The organism is Actinomadura luzonensis (assembly GCF_022664455.2).
In the GTDB taxonomy this organism is placed as follows: Bacteria; Actinomycetota; Actinomycetes; order Streptosporangiales; family Streptosporangiaceae; genus Nonomuraea; species Nonomuraea luzonensis.
This window is the reverse complement of record NZ_JAKRKC020000002.1, coordinates 1,204,693-1,225,094: the sequence shown is the minus strand read 5'-3', so window position 1 is coordinate 1,225,094 and position 20,402 is coordinate 1,204,693. Positions and strand designations below refer to the sequence as shown.

The following is a 20,402-nucleotide window of genomic DNA, read 5'->3' as shown; positions in this document are numbered from 1 at the left end:
GGGGAGTAAGCCGGAGGTTACGCCGACGTGACGCCGTCGGGTAGTGGCGTTCGTAAGGATTCTGCAAGTTGTTACATCGGTTCGGCCTCGCATTTCAGAAATTTCTCGAAAGACTTACAGAGGGCGTGGAAGGTCTGGCCCGGCGGGCGAAAATCGCGTAAGCAAGGCAGGGATGAAGGACCTGCTGGTGGTGCATTACCGGCGCGCGGACCACGACGGCTGGGGGCTGCACGTGTGGGGCGACGTGGCCCGCCCGACCGGGTGGCGGACGCCGCTGATCCCCGTGGGCGAGGACTCCTACGGGCGCTTCGCGTGGATCCCGCTGACGCCCGGCGCCCGCGCGGTCGGCGTCCTGCCGCATCGCGGCGACGTCAAGGACGGCGGCGACCGCGTCGTGGACCCGTCACGGACCCCGGAGATCTGGCTCACCGAGGGCCGCGAGGACGTGTTCGCCTCGCGGGCCGCCGCCGAGGGGCACGCGGTCATCCGCTACCGGCGGGCGGACGGGGCGTACGACGGGTGGGGCCTGCACGTCTGGGGCGAGGCGGTCGCCGACGGGGCCGTCACCCGCTGGACGCGCCCGCGCCCGCCGGACGGGGCCGACTCCTTCGGCGTGTACTGGCGGGTGCCGCTGCGCGACCCGGAGCGCGAGCTGGGGTTCGTCGTGCACGCCGGCGCGGCCAAGGACCCCGGGCCGGACCAGCGGATCGTCCCGGCGCGGCAGCCGGAGGCGTACGTGAACTCCGGCTCGCCGATCGCCCACCCGACCAGGGCCGCCGCCGACGGCGTGATCGTGCTGCACTACCGGCGGCCGGACGGCGACCACGACGGCTGGGAGCTGCACCCGGGCGGCGGCGCGGCCGAGCCCGGCCGCCCGCTGCCGCCCGCCGGACGGGACGCCTTCGGGGCCGTGTTCCGGGTGCCGCTGGCCGCCGGCGCGCCGAGCCTCACCTACGACCTGCGCGACGGCGACGGGCGGGGCGGCGACAGGCGCGACGGCCTGGGGCGCGACGACGACGGGCGGGACGGTGGCGGGCGAGGCGACGGGCGGGATCCGGTGGGTGAGGTGACGCTGGAGACGGTCCTGTCCGGGCACGAGGTGTGGCGGGTGGCCGGCGCGGCGGGGCACGTCCTGCCCCGGCCGCCGCGGCCGGACGCCGACCTGCGGCACTGCCGGGCGCACTGGATCGACCGGGACACCGTCCTGTGGCAGGTGCCGCGCTCGCTGCGGCACGTCCTGGCCTTCGACCCGGACGCCGCCATCACCTTCGACGGCCACGACCTCGACGGCGACCCCGCCCGCGCCGGGCGCGTCCGCGGCGAGGACGGCGGCGAGGACGGCGGCGGGGACGGCGGGGGCGGCGGCGGGGGCGGCGGCGCGGGCGGCGGCGGGGCGGCTCTCGGCCTCCCCGGCGAGCTGACCGGGAGGCAGCGGCGCAAGTGGCCGCACCTGGCCGGGTACACCGTGCTCAAGGTGGACCCGCGCGACGCCCGGCAGGCCCGCGCGGCCCTGCGCGGCCAGGTGGTGGCGGTGGCGCGGGACGCCGACGGCGGGCTGGTCGCGGCGACGGGCGTGCAGCTGCCGGGTGTCCTGGACGACCTGTACGCGGCGGCGGCCACCGCCACCCTCGGCCCCACCGGCCGCCTCCTCCCGCGCCTCGCCCTGTGGGCCCCGACCGCCCGCACCGTCGAGCTCGTCCTCCACGGAGACGAACGCGACGCCGGACGGGCCGGTGAGGACGGTGGCGGGAGGCGGGCCGTGCACCGGATGCGGCGCGACGGCCGGACCGGCGTCTGGTCCGCCCACGGCTCCCCCGGCTGGGCGGGCCGCGACTACACCTTCCTCGTCACCGCCTACTCCCCCGCCGCCGGCGCAATGGTCACCAGCGAGGTCACCGACCCCTACAGCCTGGCCACCGCCCCCGACGGCGTCCGCAGCCGCCTGACCCGCCTGGAGGCCGCCGCCACCAAGCCGCCCGGCTGGGACGACCTGGTCAAGCCCGCCCCCGTCCCCCCGCACCAGGCCGCGATCTACGAGCTGCACGTGCGCGACTTCTCCGCCTCCGACAGCACGGTGCCGGCGGAGCTGCGCGGCACGTACGCGGCCTTCGGCCTCGACTCGGCCGGCATGCGGGAGCTGCGCGAGCTGGCCCGCGACGGCGTCACGCACGTGCACCTGCTGCCCGTCTTCGACCTGGCGACCGTCCCGGAGCGGCGCGCCGACCGCGCCGAGCCCACCGCCGACCTCGCCGCCCTGCCGCCCGACTCCGAGCTGCAGCAGGAGCACGTCCTCCGCACCGCCGCCAGGGACTCCTTCAACTGGGGCTACGACCCGCTGCACTACACGGTGCCGGAGGGTTCGTACGCGACCGACCCCGACGACCGGATCCGGCAGTTCCGCGCCATGGTCGCCGCGCTCAACCAGGCCGGTCTCCGCGTCGTCATGGACGTCGTCTACAACCACGCCCACTCCGAGTCGGTGCTCGACCCGATCGTCCCCGGCTACTACCACCGCCTGCTGGAGGACGGCTCGGTCGCCACCTCCACCTGCTGCGCCAACACCGCGCCCGAACACCTCATGATGGGCCGCCTGGTCGTCGACTCCGTCGTCACCTGGGCCCGGCACTACAAGATCGACGGGTTCCGGTTCGACCTGATGGGCCACCACCCGAAGGACAACATCCTCGCCGTACGCCGCGCGCTCGACGCGCTCACGCCCGAGGCCGACGGCGTGGACGGCCGCTCGATCATCCTGTACGGCGAGGGCTGGAACTTCGGCGAGGTCGCCGACGACGCCCGCTTCGAGCAGGCCACCCAGGCCAACCTGGCCGGGACGGGCGTCGCCACGTTCGCCGACGGGCTGCGCGACGCGGTGCGCGGCGGCGGGCCGTTCGACGCGGACCCGCGGGTGCAGGGCTTCGGCTCGGGCCTCGCCGGATCGCCCAACGGCAGCCCCGCCAACGGCGGCCCGGAGCAGCAGCGGGCCCGGCTGGCCCACTACGCCGACCTCATCAGGGTGGGCCTGACGGGCAATCTGCGCGACTACCTGCTGCCCTCCGGCCGCACCGCCGCCGACCTGCGCCACAACGGCTCGCCCGCCGGCTACACCGCCGCGCCCGGCGAGGCCGTCCTGTACGTGGACGCGCACGACAACGAGACGTTGTTCGACGCGCTGGCCTACAAGCTGCCGCCACGCACCCCGATGGCCGACCGGGTGCGCATGCACGTGCTGTCGCTGGCCCTGGCCCTGCTGTCGCAGGGGGCGGCGTTCGTGCACGCGGGCAGCGAACGGCTGCGCTCGAAGTCCTTCGACCGCAACTCCTACGACTCCGGCGACTGGTTCAACCGGCTGCTGTGGGACTGCTCGGCGGGCAACGGCTTCGGCGGCGGTCTGCCGCCCAGGGCCGACAACGAGGCGCGCTGGGCCTACGCCCGGCCGCTGCTGGCCGACCCGGCGCTGCGTCCCGGCTGCCCGGCGATCGAGGCGGCGCGGGCGCGTTTCGGGGAGCTGCTGCGGATCCGCGCCTCGACGCCGGCGTTCGCGCTCGGGTCGGCGGAGGAGGTGCGGCGGCGGCTGACGTTCCCCGCCTCGCCCGAGGGCGTGATCGCCATGCACGTGGACACCGCCGGCCTGGACGAGCGCTGGCGCTCGGTCACCGTGGTCTTCAACGCCACGCCGGCCGAGCGGAGGCAGCCGGTGCCCGCGCTCGTGGGGCGGGAGGTCGCGTTGCACCCGGTGCAGGCCGGCTCGGCGGACCCGGTGGTCCGGGCGTCGGCCGCCGAGCGCGGCAGCGGCACGCTCGTCGTGCCCGGGCGGACGGTCGCGGTGTTCGTCGGGGGGTGACGTTTCGGCCGGGCGGCTCCGGGCAGCGGGCGCAGGAGAGGACGAAAGGCTCACGTCCCTGACAAAGCGCTGGAAATGCCGGGAACGAGCGCGCAGACTGGATAGACGGCGATCGCGTGGAGCAGTGGAGCATCCGTGGACAATCACCTTGATCACATGCCGGTCCTGTCCCGCGGCAGACACCGCAACCCGAAACGCGGTGCCTGTTTCATGGAACTGGCCTCCTACCTTGCCGGAGAACGGTGGAGCGACCATCCGGCCTGCACGCACCCGCTGCTGGCCGCCCTCGCCCGCCTGGTCAACGACAACGTCGGCGACGAGAGCCGGGCCCGGCTGGTCCCGCTCGTCCCGTCGATCATCGGCCTGGCCAGCGACGACCTGCGCGTGGACGCGCGCATCGCGCTGCGCTGCGCCACGACCGCGCTGCCCGTGGCCGCGGCCGAGCGCCAGCTCGCGCTGGCGGTGTCGGTGCTCGCGGCCGAGGAGATGCTCGCCAGGCTGGACGGCGCGCCGCCGGGACGGCTGAGCGAGGCGAGCCGGCGGGCCCTGGAGGAGGTCCCGCACGCGGCCGAGCAGGCCAGGCGCTTCAGCCGGGCCGCCAAGATCACCGAGAAGGGCTTCCGCCGGTACGCGGCACCGAACGCGGTGCAGCTCGCGGTCGTCGGCATCGTACAGGCGTGCATCGCCGACCCGGACGCGCTGCTGCGGCGTCTGCTGGAGGAGACGATCGCCGACTGCGCCGCCATGATCGAAGGCCCGGCCACCACCGAGCCCGCCCCGGCCCCCCTCCCGCAACTCTCGGAAACACCAGCCCGCGTCTGACCACCTCCCACCCAACCGATCCGCACCCGCCCCGGACGCGCCTCGATCCGACGCGCCTCCGATTTCGCGCGCCTTCAATCGGGCACGCCCCGAATCGGGCACGCCTCCGATCGGGCGCGCCTTCGCACGGGCGCGCCTTCGCACGGGCGCGCCTTCGCACGGGCGCGCCTTCGCGTGGACCCGCCTTCGCGTGGACCCGCCTTCGCGTGGACCCGCCTTCGCGTGGACCCGCCTTCGCGTGGACCCGCCTTCGCGTGGACCCGCCTTCGCGTGGACGCGCCTCTAGCCAGGCGCGACTGTCGGGCTCGCGCCTGTCAGCTTCGCCTTTGGCCAACCCGCGCGTGACGGGTCCCCGCCTGACAGGGCCAGCAGACCGGACCAGCAGGCCGGGCCCGATCGACAGGCCGGGTTCGATCAACAGGCGAGTCTGATCACCTGGCGTGACCGGTGCCTGCCGGAGCGGTCTTTTCGCAGCTCAGGCAAGCCTTTCCTTCGTTGCGGATCTTGTTCAAGAACCATACATTTCTGGACGAGACACCCGTAAGTGGAGGTTTTTCCATGACCATCGAGCTCGCCCAGCCGTACTCCCCCGAGCGGCACCACAGCCACCGCGACGTGACCGGCGGCTGGTTGCGTCCGGCGGTGTTCGGGGCGATGGACGGGCTGGTGTCGAACTTCGCGCTGATCGCCGGCGTCGTGGGCGCGGCGGGCACCGGCGGGAAGGCCGCGGTGCTGGCCGGGTTCGCCGGGCTGGCGGCCGGGGCGTTCTCCATGGCGGCCGGCGAGTACACCTCGGTGAAGTCGCAGACCGAGCTGATGCGCGCCGAGATCGCCGTGGAGCGGCGCGAGCTGGCCCGCAACCCTGAGGGCGAGCGGGCGGAGCTGGCCGCGCTCTACGAGTCGCGCGGCCTGGACCCGGACCTGGCGCGCCAGGTGGCCGACGGCCTGTCGGCCGACCCGGAGCAGGCGTTGCGCGTGCACGTACGCGAGGAGCTGGGGGTCGATCCCGACGACCTGCCCTCGCCGTACCTGGCGGCGGGTTCGTCGTTCCTCGCCTTCGCCGCCGGGGCGCTGGTGCCGCTGGCGCCGTTCCTGTTCGGGGCCTCCGGGCTGACGCTCGCCGTGGTGCTGAGCGTGCTCGGGCTGTTCGGGTTCGGGGCGGCGGTGGCGACCATGACGGCGCGGCCCTGGTGGGTCGGCGGGCTGCGGCAGCTCGCGCTCGGCGTCGGCGCGGCCACCGTGACCTTCGGCCTCGGCCACCTGCTCGGCGTCGCGGTCTCCTAGAAACCCGCACTCCTAGAACCCGCACTCCTAAAACCCGCACCCGCCCCGCCCGGCGGGGTACCGGCCGGGGGCGAGTCAAGTCCAGCGGCGCGGCCGCTCGGCCGCGTCCCGGAGGGGAGCTCGCGGGAGAAGGGCCTCCCGATCGGCTACGTCCTGGGGACGGGGCCAGGGCGGGCGGCGGGGGTCAGGGGCGGGTGGTGGTGGCGAGTTTGACGCCGAGGGTGATCAGGGCCAGCCCGGTCAGGCCGTCCAGGGTGCGGCGGACGGCCGGGCGGGCGAAGAGCTTGCGCAGGGTGCCGACGACGGTGGCGACCACCAGGAACCAGGCGACCGTCCCCGCCAGCGCCACCAGCGACAGCGCGAGCGTGCCGGACAGCGACGCGCCCGCGCTGACGAACTGCGGCACCAGCGCCACGAAGAACAGCGCCGCCTTCGGGTTGAGCGCGTTGGTGAGCAGGCCCTCGGAGAACGCCGCCCACGCGCTGCGCCGCGCCGGGTCGGGCAGGTCGAGCCGCAGCTCACCGCCCCGGCGCAGGGCCGCGCGCAGCGCCTTGGCCCCGAGGTAGAGCAGGTAGGCCGCGCCCACCACCTTGACCACCGTGAACGCCAGCGCCGAGGCGGCCAGCAGCGCCGCCACGCCGGTGGCCGCGGCCACCACCCAGGCGAACACGCCCACCGAGATCCCGAGCGCGGCCGCCATGCCGTAGCCGCGGCCGGAGACGGCCGAGCGGCGCACGACCACCGCGAAGTCCGGGCCCGGCGACATGGCCCCGAGCAGGACGACTCCGCCGAACGCCGCGATCTGTGTCATTGTGGTCATGCCGCCACCCTAGAGGGCCCGCCCGACAGGCATCGCCGAGGGCCCGCCCTTGAAGGACGCGGCAAGGACGCGGCGCGGCAAGGGTCAGCGCTTGCGGCGCCCCCAGCCCTTGAAGATCGCGCGCAGCATCAGCAGCAGCACGACGGCGACGACCTGACCGCCGAGGACGATGCGGTTGACGTCCACGGCGGGCTGCCACCTCACCTCGCCGTCCTTGATCACGAACACGCCGGCGGGCGTCGCGCCGTGGCCGAAGCCGAGGCCGCTGCCGCCGCCCTCCTCCTTGTCGTTCTTGCCCTGCCCCTGGCCGATCCCGCCGCCCTGCGCGATGCGGGCGACGGGGATGACGACGACGTCGCCGTGGTGGATCGGCTCGCCGAAGACGCGCTGCACGGTGGCGGCGTCCTTCGAGCGTTCGACGAGTTCCATGATGTCCATGGGGACCATCCTCGCCCAGGAGCCGCCGGTCTGCTACGCGCGCCGGCCGCGCAGCTCGCGGTAGCGGCGGACCAGGCGCTCGGTCGACGGGTCGGGGAAGGTGGCGGGCGGCTCGTCGGAGGTGAGGGCGGGGGCCAGGTCGAGGGCCATCTTCTTGCCCAGCTCGACGCCCCACTGGTCGAAGGAGTCGACGCCCCAGATGGTGCCCTCGACGAACACGATGTGCTCGTACAGGGCGACGAGCTGCCCCAGCGTGGACGGCGTCAGCTTCGGCGCGAGGATCGTGGAGGTGGGCCGGTTGCCGGGCATGACCTTGTGGGGGACGATGCCGGCCGCGGTGCCCTCGGCCGCGATCTCCTCGGCCGTCTTGCCGAACGCCAGCGCCGAGGTCTGCGCCAGCAGGTTGGCGGTGAGCTGGTCGTGCATGCCCTCGCGGTCGTCGTACGGCTCGGCGAAGCCGATGAAGTCGGCGGGGACGAGCCGGGTGCCCTGGTGGAGGAGCTGGTAGAAGGCGTGCTGGCCGTTGGTGCCCGGCTCGCCCCAGAAGATCTCGCCGGTCTGGACGGTGACGGGGGTGCCGTCGGCGCGCACCGACTTGCCGTTGGACTCCATGGTGAGCTGCTGCAGGTAGGCCGGGAAGCGGTGCAGCCGCTGGCTGTAGGGCAGCACGGCGCGGGTCTCGGCGCCGAAGAAGTCGTTGTACCAGATGCCGAGCAGGCCCATGATCACCGGCATGTTCCGCTCGAACGGCGCGGTGCGGAAGTGCTCGTCCATGACGCGGAAGCCGGCCAGCATCTCGCGGAAGCGCTCCGGCCCGACGGCGATCATCAGCGACAGGCCGATGGCGCCGTCGTAGGAGTAGCGGCCGCCCACCCAGTCCCAGAAGCCGAACATGTTGGCGGTGTCGATGCCGAACTCGGCGACCTTCTCGGCGTTGGTGGAGACGGCGACGAAGTGCTTGGAGACCGCGTCGTCGCCGAGCGCCTCGACCAGCCAGCGACGCGCGACGCGGGCGTTGGTGAGCGTCTCCAGGGTGGTGAAGGTCTTGGAGCTGACCACGAACAGCGTGGTCTCGGGGTCGAGGTCGCGCAGGTTGCCGACGATGTCGGCGGGGTCGATGTTGGAGACGAAGCGGGCCGTCACGCCGGCGTCGGCGTAGTCGCGCAGCGCCTCGTAGGCCATGGCGGGGCCGAGGTCGGAGCCGCCGATGCCGATGTTGACGACGGTCTCGATGGGCCGGCCGGTGGCGCCCTTCCACTCCTTGGAGCGCACCCGCTCGGCGAAGGCGCTCATCTTGTCGAGCACGGCGTGCACGTCGGCCGGGACGTCCTGGCCGTCGACCGTCAGCTCCTCCTCGCGCGGCATGCGCAGCGCGACGTGCAGCACGGCGCGGTCCTCGCTGACGTTGATGTGCTCGCCGCCGAACATGGCCTCGATGCGCTCACGCAGGCCCGCCCGCTCGGCCAGGGACACCAGCAGGCCGATGGTCTCCTCGGTGGCGCGGTGCTTGGCGTAGTCGAGGTAGAGGTCGCCGGCGGTCACCGTCATGCGCCCGGCCCGGCCCGGGTCCGCCGCGAACAGCTCGCGCAGATGCCTGCCGGACAGCTCCTCCTGGTGCTTGCCCAGCGCCGCCCACTCCTGGCTCTGGGTGATGTCGCCGTTCACCTGGCTCCTCCTCGTGTCGCCAAACCGATCAAGCCTTCAGGGTCCATCGTCCCGTAACCCCGTACCCACCGAGGTCGATTCCGCGCACGGCGGAGCCGTGTCTTTGCCAGCCCGGCGGCATCGTCCGGCGGCGCCGAGGGCCGCGGCGGAATCTCCTGAGCGCCATATTCCGCACCCGGCCGGGGGTTCAGCGGCTTTTCTGGAGGAATGGGCAGGGCATGGAGCATATAGACGCGTACTGGCGCGCGGCCAACTACCTGTCGGTGGGGCAGATCTACCTGCTGGACAACCCGTTGCTGGCCGAGCCGCTGCGGCCGGAGCACATCAAGCCCCGCCTGCTCGGTCACTGGGGCACCACGCCGGGCCTGAACTTCTGCTTCGCGCACCTCAACCGGGTGATCAAGGAGCGGGACCAGGACATGATCTACATCGCCGGCCCGGGCCACGGCGGCCCGGCCGCGGTGGCGCACGCCTGGCTGGAGGGGACGTACACCGAGCGCTACCCCGACATCACCCAGGACGTGCAGGGCATGAAGGCGCTGTTCCGGCAGTTCAGCTTCCCCGGCGGCATCCCGAGCCACGTGGCCCCGGAGACGCCGGGCTCGATCCACGAGGGCGGCGAGCTGGGCTACTCCCTCGCGCACGCCTACGGGGCCGCGTTCGACAACCCCGACCTGGTGGTGGCGTGCGTCATCGGCGACGGCGAGGCCGAGACCGGCCCGCTCGCCGCGAGCTGGCACTCCAACAAGTTCCTGGACCGCGCGCGCGACGGCGTCGTGCTGCCGATCCTGCACCTCAACGGCTACAAGATCGCCAACCCGACGGTCCTGGCCCGCATCCCCGCGGACGAGCTGACCAGGCTCATGGAGGGGTACGGCTACCGCCCGCACCTGGTCGGCCCCGACCACGAGGAGATGGCCGCCACCCTCGACCTGTGCTGGGACGAGATGGCCGCCTACAAGGCCGGCGACGCCGACCGCCTGCCGATGATCATCCTGCGCACCCCGAAGGGCTGGACCGGGCCCAAGGAGGTGGACGGCAAGCCCGTCGAGGGCACCTGGCGCTCCCACCAGGTGCCGCTGGCCAAGGTCAGGGAGAACCCGGCCCACCTGGCCCAGCTGGAGGAGTGGATGCGCTCCTACCGGCCGGAGGAGCTGTTCGGCTCGGACGGCCGCCCCGTCGCCGCGATCCGCGAGTCGGTGCCGGCCGGCCCGCTGCGGATGAGCGCCAACCCGCACGCCAACGGCGGCGAGCTGCTGGAGCCGCTGCGCCTGCCCGACTTCCGCAAGCACGCGATCGAGGTGAAGGCCCCGGCCGCGCAGCAGACCGAGCCGACGCGGGTGCTCGGCGAGCTGCTGCGGGACGTGATCGCGGCCAACCCGCGCACGTTCCGGCTGATGGGCCCGGACGAGACGGCCTCCAACCGGCTGCAGGCCGTGTTCGAGACGACGGACCGGGCCTGGGACGCCGAGCTGCTGCCCACGGACGAGAACCTGGGCGCCGGCGGGCGGGTGATGGAGGTGCTGAGCGAGCACCTGTGCCAGGGCTGGCTGGAGGGCTACCTGCTGACCGGCCGGCACGGGCTGTTCAACTGCTACGAGGCGTTCATCCACATCGTGGACGCCATGTTCAACCAGCACGCCAAGTGGCTGGAGTCCTCGCAGAAGATCCCGTGGCGGCGGCCGGTGGCGTCGCTGACGTACCTGCTGTCGTCGCACGTGTGGCGCCAGGACCACAACGGCTTCAGCCACCAGGACCCGGGCTTCCTGGACGTGGTCGTCAACAAGAAGGCGTCGGTGGTGCGGGTCTACCTGCCGCCGGACGCCAACACGCTGCTCTCGGTCGCCGACCACTGCCTGCGCTCGCGCGACTACGTCAACGTGATCGTGGCGGGCAAGCAGCCGGTGCTGGACCTGTTCACCATGGACGAGGCGATCGCGCACAACACCCGCGGCCTCGGCATCCTGCCGTGGGCCTCCACGGACGAGGGCACCGAGCCGGACGTGGTGCTGGCCTGCGCGGGCGACGTCCCGACGCAGGAGACGCTGGCCGCCGCGGCGCTGCTGCGCGAGCACCTGCCCGAGCTGCGGGTGCGGGTGATCAACGTGGTGGACCTCATGCGGCTCCAGCCGCGGTCGGAGCACCCGCACGGCATGCCGGACGCCGAGTTCGACACGCTGTTCACGGTGGACCGGCCGGTCGTGTTCAACTTCCACGGCTACCCGTCGCTGATCCACCAGCTCACCTACCGCCGCCACGGCCACGCCAACATCCACGTGCGCGGCTACAAGGAGGAGGGCACCACGACGACGCCGTTCGACATGGCGATGCTCAACGACATCGACCGCTACCACCTCGTCATGGACGTCGTCGACCGGGTGCCCGGGCTCGGCTCGAAGGCCGCCCACCTGCGGCAGCGGATGAGCGACGCCCGGCTGCGGGCCCGCGCGTACACCCGGGAGCACGGGGAGGACCCGGCCGAAATAAGCTCCTGGACATGGCCGGCCACATTCTCGTCCTGAACACGGGATCCTCATCGATCAAGTACGAGCTGGTGGACGTCCGGACCCACGAGCGCCCGGCCAGAGGGCTGGTCGAGCGCATCGGCGAGGAGTCCGGACGCCTCACCCACCGCGCCGGGGACGGGGAGCCGTACGTGCGCGAACGCCTCTTCCCCGGCCACGGCGAGGGGCTCGAGGCGATGATGGAGGCGTTCGCTGCGGCCGGCCCCGCGCTGGACCCGATCGCGGTCGGGCACCGGGTCGTGCACGGCGGCACCCGCTTCGACGGGCCGGTCCTGGTGGACGACGAGGTGATGGCGGCCATCGAGGAGCTGGCCCCGCTCGCCCCGCTGCACAACCCGGTCAACCTGGCGGGCATCCGGGTGGCGCGCAAGGCGTTCCCCGCGGTGCCGCAGGTGGCCGTGTTCGACACGGCGTTCCACCGGACGCTGCCGCCGGAGGCGTACACGTACGCGGTGCCGCGCGAGTGGCGCGAGGAGCTCGGCGTGCGGCGCTTCGGCTTCCACGGCACCTCCTGCGCGTACGTCTCCCGCCGCGCCGCCGCCCTGCTCGGCCGCGACCTGGCCGGGCTCAACCTGATCGTGCTGCACCTCGGCAACGGCGCCAGCGCCACCGCGGTCTCCGGCGGGCGCAGCGTCGACACCTCCATGGGCCTGACCCCGCTGGAGGGCCTGGTCATGGGCACCCGCAGCGGCGACGTGGACCCGGCCCTGGCCGGTTTCCTCGCCCGGGTGCGGGGCGCCGACCCGCAGCGGGTCGAGCACGACCTCAGCCATCGCGGCGGCCTGCTGGCCCTGGCGGGCACGCTCGACATGCGCGAGGTGCGCGCCCGCGCCCGGGACGACGCCGAGGCCCGGCTGGCCCTCCAGGTCTACACCCGGCGCATCCGCAAGTACGTGGGCGCCTACTACGCGCTGCTCGGCCGGGTGGACGCGATCGTGTTCACCGGCGGGGTGGGCGAGCACGACGCCGCCACCCGCGCCGAGTCATTGGCCGGGCTCGACCGCCTCGGCATCGTCGTGGACCCGGCGCTGAACGGGGCGGCCGGCGGCGAGCGGCCGGTCTCCCCGCCGGGCGCGGAGGTGCCGGTGCTGGTCGTGCCCACGGACGAGGAGTGGGAGATCGCCAGCCAGGCGCTCGGCCTGATCGGCTGACGCGCGGCCGCCGGCACGGCGCGTCAGGACAGGCGTCAGGACAGGCGTCAGGACAGGCGTCAGGACAGGCGTCAGGACAGGCGGCGGGGCACGGCGGGGACCCAGAACTCGACCGTCGTGCCCGTCCCCTGGTCGCCCTGGATGTCCCACCAGCCGCCCGCCGTCTCGGCCCGCTCCCGCATCTCGATCAGCCCGAAGTGCCCGAGCGCCGCGGGCTGCCGGGCCGGCCCGGCGGCCGGCCGGGCCAGGCCGACTCCGTCGTCGTGCACCCGCACGTGCACGCCCCGGTCGAGCGAGACCACCGACACCGTGACCGAGGCCGCGCCCGCGTGCCTGGCCACGTTGGTCAGCGCCTCCTGGCAGATGCGGAACACGGTGGTCGCCGCCTCGGCCGGCGGCTCCGCGTCGAGGTCGTGCGCCAGCTCGTAGGTCAGCCCGGTGCCCGCCATCGCGGTCTCCATGTACGCGGCCAGGCCCGCCACCAGGCCCTCCACCGGCGGGCGCAGGCGGAAGGCGAGCTCGCGCAGCCGCTCGACGGCGCCGTTGACCGCGTCGTCGATGCCGCGCACGGCCTCGGCGTGCTCGCGCGGCAGCCGCGGCTCCAGCATGCGCAGCCGCATGCCGACCGCCACCATGGCCTGGATGGTGTCGCCGTGCACGTCGTTGGCGATGCGGCGGCGCTCGCGCTCCTGCGCCTCGACGAGGCGGGCCAGCAGGGTGGCGCGCTCGTCCAGGGCGGGGGCGCGCTGCCCGGTGACGTCGCGGGTGACCTCGCCGAAGCCGCGCAGGCCGCCGTGCTCATCGCGCAGGGCGGTCAGGACGACGGCGGCCCGGAAGCGGGTGCCGTCCTTGCGGACCCGCCAGCCCTCCGCCGCCCACTGGCCGTCGGCGGCGGCGGCCGCCAGCTCCATGGCCGGCGTGCCCGCGGCGACGTCCTCGGGCGGGTGGGAGAGCGAGAAGTGCCTGCCGATGACCTCCTCGGCGGCGTACCCCTTGATGCGCTGGGCGCCGGTGTTCCAGCTGACGATCCTGCCCTGGGGGTCGAGCATGAGGATCGCGCAGTCGCGGATGCTCTGGACGAGCAGCCGCAGGTCCTCGGCGGTGCGGTCGCGCTCGGGCATAACGCAGCCTTTCACGGCCGGCGGGAAACCGGAACCGCCCGAGCGGGCCCGGGTCAGGCGCGGGGGTCAGGCGCCGGCGGGGCGTGCGTGCAGCGGGACGACGTCCGCCGCCAGCTCGCACCACACGACCTTGCCCCCCTTCCCCTCCGCGCCTCCTTCGCCGTCGCCGTCCGCACGCTCGCCGGTGATCCCCCAGCTCGCCGCCAGCAGCCGCACCACGTGCAGGCCCCAGCCGCTCGACGGGCCCGGCTCGCGCAGCTCGGGCAGGCCGGGGCCGTCGTCGCTGACCTCGACGCGCAGCCGGTCGGCGTCGCCGCTGATGCGGAGGACCGGCGGGCCGTCGCCGTGCAGGATCGCGTTGGTCACCAGCTCCGACACCACCAGCAGCACGTCCTCCCTGCGCCCGCGGTAGCCGCAGGCGGACAGCACGTCCTGGGCGAGCCGCCGCGCGGCCGTGATGCTGTCCATCTCACGCGGCAAAGAGGTGTCGACTCGGTGCGACCCCGCCGCCTCGGTGCCCACCTCTCCACTGTCCGGCAGCGGCGCGGCCCCCACGAGAGGCGGACGCACCAGCCGCCCTGATGCGGCTGTGGGACGCGCTCTGGTGCAGCTGCGTCAGTCGAGCAGCCCTTCGCGGCGGGCGACGGCCACGGCCTCCAGCTTCGACCTGGCCCCCAGTTTCTCCAGCACGTGCTGGACGTGGTTGCGGGCGGTGTTCCTGGCCACGCCGAGGCGCTCGCTGATCTCGTCCGTGCTGGCCCCCTCGGCCAGGAGGAGCAGGGTCTCGCGCTCGCGCGCGGTGAGCTGGGCTCCCAGGTGTCCTACCCGTCCCGTCAGACGGTCGAACACGCCGGGCAGCAGCGCCGGCGGGAACACCACCCCGCCCGCCGCGACCTCCCGCACCGCCGACTCCAGCTCCCCCAGCCGCGAGGACTTCACCAGCAGCCCGGCCCCGCCCGACTGCACCACCCGCGCGGCCATGGACGCGGTCGCCTCGCCGGTCAGCACCAGCACCCGCGTCCGCGGCGCGGCGGCGGCGAGCCGCCCGATGACGGCGATGCCGTCGCCGTCGGGCAGGCGGCGGTCGAGCACCACCACGTCGGGCTGGACCCGGGCCGTCTCCGTCAGGGCGGCGGCGATCGTGCTGGCGTGGGCGGCCACGTCGATGTCGGCGGCGCGGCCGAGCGCCAGGCCGATGGCCTCGGCGACCATGGCGTGATCCTCGACCAGCACCAGCCGGATCAGGGGGGCGGGCGGCATGGGCGTGCTGCTTCCTCGGCTCAGGCTCGTCGTGCGGACTGCTCGATCGCCGGACGTCACCCCCAACCTTTCCACGTCCCCGCACGTCCTGCCACCCGCGAGGGCGGGGCGCGAGGGGGCGCGCGATTGGTAGGGTTGTCCGGAAATATACGGATCTGAACGGGTGGGACAGGTGGAGGTCGAGCAGACAGCGCTGCCGGGAATCGGGCTGAGACACGACTTCACCACCCGCGCGGGCCAGCGCGTGGGCGTCGTGTCGCACCGGACGGGTCGCCGTGACCTGGTGATCTACGACAAGGACGATCCCGACCGCGCCTGCCAGACGGTCAAGCTGAACGACGAGGAAGCCGACGCCCTGGCCGAGCTCCTCGGCGCGCCGCGCATCGTGCAGCGGCTCAACCAGCTCCACCAGCAGGTCGAGGGCCTGGTCAGCGTGCAGCTGCCGATCCCCGACGGCTCCCCGTACGCGGGCCGCCCCATGGGCGAGGCCCGGGTGCGCACCCGCACCAGCGCCTCCATCGTGGCCGTCGCGCGCGGCGGCCAGGTGTTCGCCAGCCCCGGCCCGGAGTTCGTCTTCCGGGCGGGCGACGTCGTGGTGGTCGTGGGCAGCGAGGACAGCACCTCCGAGGTGGCCGACATCCTGGCACAAGGGTAGGGCCGCGGGTTTGCACGAAACCGCGATCCTCTTCCTGGAGTTCGGTGCGGTCCTTCTCGGTCTCGGGGTGCTCGGCGCGCTCGCGCTGCGCGTCGGCATCTCCCCCATCCCCCTCTACCTGATCGCCGGCCTGGCGTTCGGGACGGGCGGCGTGCTGCCGCTGGCGACCAGCGAGGAGTTCATCTCCGTCGGCGCCGAGCTGGGCGTCGTGCTGCTGCTGCTCACCCTGGGCCTGGAGTACAACGCCGACGAGCTGGTGACGAGCCTGACCGGCAACGCCCGCGCCGGCCTCGTGGACCTGGTGCTCAACGCCGCGCCGGGCGCGATCTGCGCGCTGCTGCTCGGCTGGGGCCCGGTCGCCGCCGTGGCGATGGCGGGCGTCACCTACGCCACCTCCTCCGGCATCACCGCCAAGGTGCTGTCGGACCTCGGCTGGATCGGCAACAGGGAGACGCCGACCGTGCTGTCGCTGCTGGTCTTCGAGGACCTGACGATGGCGATCTACCTGCCGGTGCTGACCACCATGCTGGCCGGGCTGAGCCTGCTCAGCGGCGCCGTCGCGGTCGGCATCGCGCTAGTGACGGTGAGCGTCGTGCTGGTCGTGGCGCTGCGGTTCGGGCGCTTCATCGAGGCGTTCGTCTCCAGCCCGAACTCCGAGGTGCTGCTGCTGAAGGTGGTCGGGCTGGCGCTGCTGGTCGCCGGGCTGGCGCAGCAGCTCCAGGTGTCGGCGGCGGTGGGCGCGTTCCTCGTCGGGATCGCCCTGTCGGGCGAGCTGGCCGAGGACGCGCAGGCGCTGCTGGCGCCGCTGCGGGACCTGTTCGCGGCGGTGTTCTTCGTCTTCTTCGGCCTGCAGACCGACCCGGCGAAGATCCTGCCGGTGGCCGGGCTGGCCGCGCTGCTGGCGCTGGCCAGCATGGTGACCAAGCTGCTGACCGGCGCGTACGCGGCCCGCCGGGCGGGCATCGGCAAGGCCGGCCAGGCGCGGGCGGGCATCGCGCTCATCCCGCGCGGCGAGTTCAACATCGTCATCGCCGGGCTCGCGGTCGGCGCGGGCGCGCACCCCGACCTGGGGGCGCTGGCGGCGGCGTACGTGCTCATCCTGGCGGCGTTCGGCCCGCTCGCGGCCAAGCTGGTGCAGCCGTTCATCACGGCCATCGCGAAACGGGCCTGATCCGCTAGTTTGTTCGCATGGCCAACAGGAGAACGGCGTACCCGGTGGAGCGGACGATCGGGGCGGCCGACTGGGACGTGCTGGAGCTGGCGGGCGAGGAGTTCCGGCGCGTGCTGTTCCAGGACGTGGACATGACGGAGCTGGTCGACCACGGCGCGTCGTTCGAGGAGTGCACGTTCGGCAACGTGCGCTTCAACGTCTCCGAGCACACCGACGCGAGCTTCCTCAACTGCCACTTCATCCGCTGTTCGTTCTTCGACGCGACGTTCACCGGCTGCAAGGTGGTCGGCGGCGTGTTCGAGTCGTGCACGTTCGGGCTGCTCAAGGTGACCGGCGGCGACTGGTCGTACGCGCAGCTCCAGGACAGCGACCTGAAGGGCAGCACGATCGGCGGGGTGCGGCTGCGCGAGGCGGACCTCGGCGGCGCCCGGCTGACGGGCGCGACGCTGCGCCGCTGCGACCTGTCGGGGGCGTGGCTGCGCGGGGCCGACCTCACCAAGTGCGACCTGCGCGGCAGCGACCTCGGCGGGCTCGACCCGGCCGAGGTGACGCTCAAGGGCGCGATCATCGACCCGGTGCAGGCGATCGCCGTCGCGACCGCCCTGGGCCTGGTCGTGCGCGCGTAGGGGCGGGCCGCTCAGGCGGTGACGGCGCGCAGCGCGCCCGGCCGGCGGCCGGCGAGCCGCTCGAGGGCGGCGGCGGTGGCGGCGTCGGCGGGCAGGAACACGACGAGGCGCTGCTCCCCGCCGTCGACGTCGAGCCACTCGCGGGCCAGCCGCAGCTCCCCCGCCTCCGGGTGCGCGAGCCGCTGCACGGGCGCGGGGCGCGGCGGCGCGGGCGGCCGGGCCATGCGCTCGGCGAACGCCTCGCCCGCCGCGAACTCCAGCTCCTCGGCCAGCTCGGCGGCGAACCGGTCGCCCTGGCCGGCCTCCAGCCGCAGCGCGGCGGCGTGCTCGTCGGCGACGCGGTCCCATTCGGGGTAGGCGATCCTGGCGCGCACGTCGGTGAAGACGTAGCGGTGCAGGTTGGGCGGGTCGCCGGCGGCCGGCAGCCCGAGCGGGCCGTACAGCCGCCCGAACCCGGCGGTGTGCGCGACCACCTCGCCGAGCCGGTTGAGCAGCGCGGCGGGCGTGGGCTCCAGCCGGTCGAGCACGGCCCGCACGCCCGCCCGCACGGTGCGGGCGGGGAACTGCTCGGCGCTGGGGCACATCGCGTACGCGCCGCTGCTGATCTTGGCGAGGTTGCGCAGGTGGACGCGTTCCTCGGGGGTCATGCGCAGGGCGTCGCCGAGCGCGCCGAGCACCTGCATCGACGGGTGGCGGTCGCGCCCCTGCTCCAGCCTGGTGAGGTATTCGACGCTGACCCCGGCCAGCGTCGCCAGCTCCGACCTGCGCAGCCCCGGCGTGCGCCGGCGCGGCCCGTCGGGCAGCCCCACGTCGGACGGCCGGACCGCCTCGCGGCGCGCCCGCAGGTACGCCCCCAGCTCGTTGTCGCTCACCCGGGCGAGTCTACGGGCGCCGGCCGCCGTCATCGTGGCCCTGCCAGGGCCAGTCTCGGCCCGGCCTCCCTCGCCCGGGCGCCGGGCGGCAGATTGGCGGCCATGACGGACACCATGAGACTCGCCCTGATCACCGGCAGCGTCCGGGACGGCCGCTTCGGCCCCACGATCTCGTCCTGGTTCGCAGGCCAGGCCCGGCGGCACGGCCTGTTCGGCCTGGACGTGGTGGACCTGGCCGGCCACCCGCTGCCCGCCGCGCTGCCGCCGTCGGCGGAGCACCTGTTCGACGTGGCCGCCCGGCCGGAGGAGCTGCGCGGCCTGTCGGCGCGGCTGGCCGCCGCCGACGCCTTCGCGGTCGTGACGCCGGAGTACAACCACAGCTATCCGGCCGCACTGAAGCAGCTCCTCGACTGGCATCCCACCGAGTGGCAGGCCAAGCCGGTGGCGCTGATCTCCTACGGCGGCTTCGGCGGCGGCGTGCGCGCGGCCGAGCACCTGCGGCAGGTCTTCGCCGAGCTGCACGCGGTGACGATCCGCCACACGATCACCTTCGACCAGCCCTGGGCGCGCTTCGACGGCGAGGGCCGGCTGCTGGAGCCGGCGGGCCCCGAGGCGGCGGCCAAGGCGCTGCTGGACCAGCTCGGCTGGTGGAGCCGGGTGCTGCGCGACGCCCGCGCCGCCACCCCGTACGTGGCGTGAGCACGGGCATGAGCACGGGCATGCGTTACCGGCTGCTCGGCCGCACCGGGCTGCGGGTGTCGGAGCTGTTCCTCGGCGCGATGACGTTCCGCGCCGTCACGCCGGAGACACGGGAGGTGCTGGACGTCTACGCCGACGCCGGCGGCAACGTCGTGGACACCGCCTCCATGTACGGCCCCAGCGAGGAGGTCGTCGGCGAGCTCCTGACCGGCCGGCGCGACCGGTTCGTGCTGGCCACCAAGTACACCGCCACCCGCGACCGCGCCGACCCCAACGCGGCGGGCAACCACCGCAAGAACCTGGTCGCCTCGCTGGAGCGGAGCCTGCGGCGGCTGCGCACCGGCTACGTGGACCTGCTGTGGGTGCACGTGTGGGACCGGCACACGCCGGTCGAGGAGACGATGCGGGCGCTGGACGACCTGGTCGCCGCGGGCAAGGTCCTCTACGTGGGGGTCTCCGACGCCCCGGCGTGGGTGGTGAGCCGGGCGAACACGCTGGCGGAGTGGCGCGGCTGGACGCCGTTCGCCGGGCTCCAGGTGCCCTACAGCCTGCTGTCGCGCGACGTGGAGCGGGAGCTGCTGCCGATGGCGCAGGCGTACGGGATGAGCGTGGCGGCGTGGGGGACGCTGGAGCGCGGCGTCCTGTCCGGCCGCTACAACGACCCCGGCGCGCCCGCCTCGCGCGTCTCCCCCGGGTCGCTGGGCGAGCGGGAGCGCACGATGGCGAGGGTGACGGCCGAGGTCGCGGCCGGGCTGGGCGTGCCGGCGGCCCAGGTGGCGCTGGCCTGGGCGCTCCGGCGCGGCACGCATCCGATCGTCGGCGTGAGCCGGGCCGCCCAGCTCGCCGAGAACCTGGGGGCGTGCGGGCTGGAGCTGCCGGAGGAGGCGGTGCGGCGGCTGGAGTCGGCGGTGGAGTTCCGGCTCGGCTTCCCGCGCGACTTCGTGGAGGCGGCCGACCGCAGCCCGGACGTCTACGGCGACGCGGCGGACCGCCTCGACGGCCGCTGAGCGCGCCCCCGGGGGGTGGCCGTGGCCCGGGGGACACAACGTCCATGCCCGCGCGGGACACCCGCCTCACCCGGCGTTCGCGCCCGCCCGCCACGGGCAGCGGTTGGGCATGGACTACGCCTCGAACGCGGGCCCCGACCTGGAACGGGTGATCCGCCGGGAGCTGACGGAGGCGGGATTCACCGTCGAGCCGTCCCTGCTGTCGGCCGACGGCGGGCTGGGCGTCTGGCACGACCCCGCGCGCGGCGTGATCGTCGCGTGGGGCACCGCGGCGGACCACCTGGTGAAGTACGCGACGGTGCGCACGGCGGTGAGGCTGGCGCTGCGCACGGTCCTGATCCGCGCGGGACACCAGGTGAGCGAGGACCTGGGCGGCACGGAGCTGGTCATCACCGCGTGAGGGCCGGGCCGGGGCGGGCACGACGACGCCCCCGCCGCCTGG

18 protein-coding genes are annotated in these 20,402 nt (G+C 74.1%); 11 read left to right on the top strand and 7 right to left on the bottom strand.

The window, feature by feature from the left end:
• The first annotated feature begins 172 nt into the window (after positions 1-172).
• From pulA to MF672_RS35900, 3 genes are all read left to right on the top strand, one after another.
• On the top strand, positions 173-3,844 hold the full coding sequence (gene pulA, locus MF672_RS35910; protein WP_247815589.1) for a pullulanase-type alpha-1,6-glucosidase: 3,672 nt from the start codon (positions 173-175) through the stop codon (positions 3,842-3,844).
• A 210-nt stretch (positions 3,845-4,054) separates the two neighbouring features.
• Entirely contained in the window at positions 4,055-4,666 is a 612-nt protein-coding gene (locus MF672_RS35905; RefSeq protein ID WP_242376341.1) for a hypothetical protein, read from the top strand.
• Between the two features lie 558 nt (positions 4,667-5,224).
• Positions 5,225-5,950, top strand: coding sequence for a VIT1/CCC1 transporter family protein (locus MF672_RS35900; protein WP_242376340.1), 726 nt, complete (start codon positions 5,225-5,227; stop codon positions 5,948-5,950).
• A gap of 184 nt (positions 5,951-6,134) precedes the next feature.
• Here the strand turns inward: MF672_RS35900 and MF672_RS35895 are convergent, their stop codons facing one another.
• The 3 genes from MF672_RS35895 to pgi form a co-directional block, all read right to left on the bottom strand.
• Positions 6,135-6,770, bottom strand: coding sequence for a LysE family translocator (locus MF672_RS35895; protein WP_242376339.1), 636 nt, complete (start codon positions 6,768-6,770; stop codon positions 6,135-6,137).
• 84 nt (positions 6,771-6,854) lie between these two features.
• Positions 6,855-7,208, bottom strand: a complete 354-nt coding sequence (locus tag MF672_RS35890) for a spore germination protein GerW family protein (RefSeq protein ID WP_242376338.1) — start codon at positions 7,206-7,208, stop codon at positions 6,855-6,857.
• A gap of 33 nt (positions 7,209-7,241) precedes the next feature.
• Positions 7,242-8,873 (bottom strand): glucose-6-phosphate isomerase, encoded by a 1,632-nt coding sequence (gene pgi, locus MF672_RS35885; RefSeq protein WP_242376337.1) that lies wholly within the window; start codon positions 8,871-8,873, stop codon positions 7,242-7,244.
• A 218-nt stretch (positions 8,874-9,091) separates the two neighbouring features.
• Between pgi and MF672_RS35880 the strand changes: the two genes are divergently transcribed.
• Together MF672_RS35880 and MF672_RS35875 are read left to right on the top strand one after the other, a co-directional pair.
• Positions 9,092-11,395 (top strand): phosphoketolase family protein, encoded by a 2,304-nt coding sequence (locus MF672_RS35880; RefSeq protein ID WP_242376336.1) that lies wholly within the window; start codon positions 9,092-9,094, stop codon positions 11,393-11,395.
• Positions 11,371-12,549 (top strand): acetate/propionate family kinase, encoded by a 1,179-nt coding sequence (locus MF672_RS35875; RefSeq protein WP_242376335.1) that lies wholly within the window; start codon positions 11,371-11,373, stop codon positions 12,547-12,549. Before MF672_RS35880 ends, MF672_RS35875 begins: the two co-directional genes overlap by 25 nt.
• A 71-nt stretch (positions 12,550-12,620) precedes the next feature.
• On the opposite strand, the gene MF672_RS35870 is transcribed toward MF672_RS35875, so the two are convergent.
• The 3 genes from MF672_RS35870 to MF672_RS35860 all read right to left on the bottom strand — a co-directional run bounded on the left by MF672_RS35870 (position 12,621) and on the right by MF672_RS35860 (position 14,930).
• Positions 12,621-13,670 carry a PAS domain-containing sensor histidine kinase gene (locus MF672_RS35870; protein ID WP_242376334.1) on the bottom strand — a complete coding sequence of 350 codons (1,050 nt, stop codon included), beginning with the start codon at positions 13,668-13,670 and terminating at the stop codon, positions 12,621-12,623.
• Between the two features lie 66 nt (positions 13,671-13,736).
• Entirely contained in the window at positions 13,737-14,138 is a 402-nt protein-coding gene (locus MF672_RS35865; RefSeq protein WP_242376333.1) for an ATP-binding protein, read from the bottom strand.
• Positions 14,139-14,285: 147 nt separating this feature from the next.
• Positions 14,286-14,930, bottom strand: a complete 645-nt coding sequence (locus tag MF672_RS35860) for a response regulator transcription factor (RefSeq protein WP_242376332.1) — start codon at positions 14,928-14,930, stop codon at positions 14,286-14,288.
• 163 nt (positions 14,931-15,093) lie between these two features.
• On the opposite strand from MF672_RS35860, the gene MF672_RS35855 reads away from it, so the two are divergent.
• Genes MF672_RS35855 through MF672_RS35845 form a run of 3 tightly spaced genes read left to right on the top strand, consistent with a single transcriptional unit; the run spans position 15,094 to position 17,382 of the window.
• Complete coding sequence (locus MF672_RS35855; RefSeq protein ID WP_444861117.1) at positions 15,094-15,585, top strand: cation:proton antiporter regulatory subunit; 492 nt, start codon at positions 15,094-15,096, stop codon at positions 15,583-15,585.
• A gap of 10 nt (positions 15,586-15,595) precedes the next feature.
• Positions 15,596-16,756: a cation:proton antiporter gene (locus MF672_RS35850; RefSeq protein WP_242376331.1), complete on the top strand. Its 1,161-nt coding sequence runs from the start codon at positions 15,596-15,598 to the stop codon at positions 16,754-16,756.
• 17 nt (positions 16,757-16,773) lie between these two features.
• Positions 16,774-17,382, top strand: a complete 609-nt coding sequence (locus MF672_RS35845; protein ID WP_242376330.1) for a pentapeptide repeat-containing protein — start codon at positions 16,774-16,776, stop codon at positions 17,380-17,382.
• Between the two features lie 11 nt (positions 17,383-17,393).
• Here the strand turns inward: MF672_RS35845 and MF672_RS35840 are convergent, their stop codons facing one another.
• Positions 17,394-18,254: a helix-turn-helix domain-containing protein gene (locus MF672_RS35840; RefSeq protein WP_242376329.1), complete on the bottom strand. Its 861-nt coding sequence runs from the start codon at positions 18,252-18,254 to the stop codon at positions 17,394-17,396.
• 102 nt (positions 18,255-18,356) lie between these two features.
• Between MF672_RS35840 and MF672_RS35835 the strand changes: the two genes are divergently transcribed.
• From MF672_RS35835 to MF672_RS35825, 3 genes are all read left to right on the top strand, one after another.
• Positions 18,357-18,953 (top strand): NADPH-dependent FMN reductase, encoded by a 597-nt coding sequence (locus MF672_RS35835; RefSeq protein WP_242376328.1) that lies wholly within the window; start codon positions 18,357-18,359, stop codon positions 18,951-18,953.
• Positions 18,954-18,973: 20 nt separating this feature from the next.
• A complete protein-coding gene (locus MF672_RS35830) occupies positions 18,974-19,960 on the top strand; it encodes an aldo/keto reductase (RefSeq protein ID WP_242376343.1) in 987 nt (328 codons plus the stop codon).
• Positions 19,961-20,069: 109 nt separating this feature from the next.
• Positions 20,070-20,360 carry a hypothetical protein gene (locus tag MF672_RS35825; RefSeq protein ID WP_242376327.1) on the top strand — a complete coding sequence of 97 codons (291 nt, stop codon included), beginning with the start codon at positions 20,070-20,072 and terminating at the stop codon, positions 20,358-20,360.
• Positions 20,361-20,402: the final 42 nt, after the last annotated feature.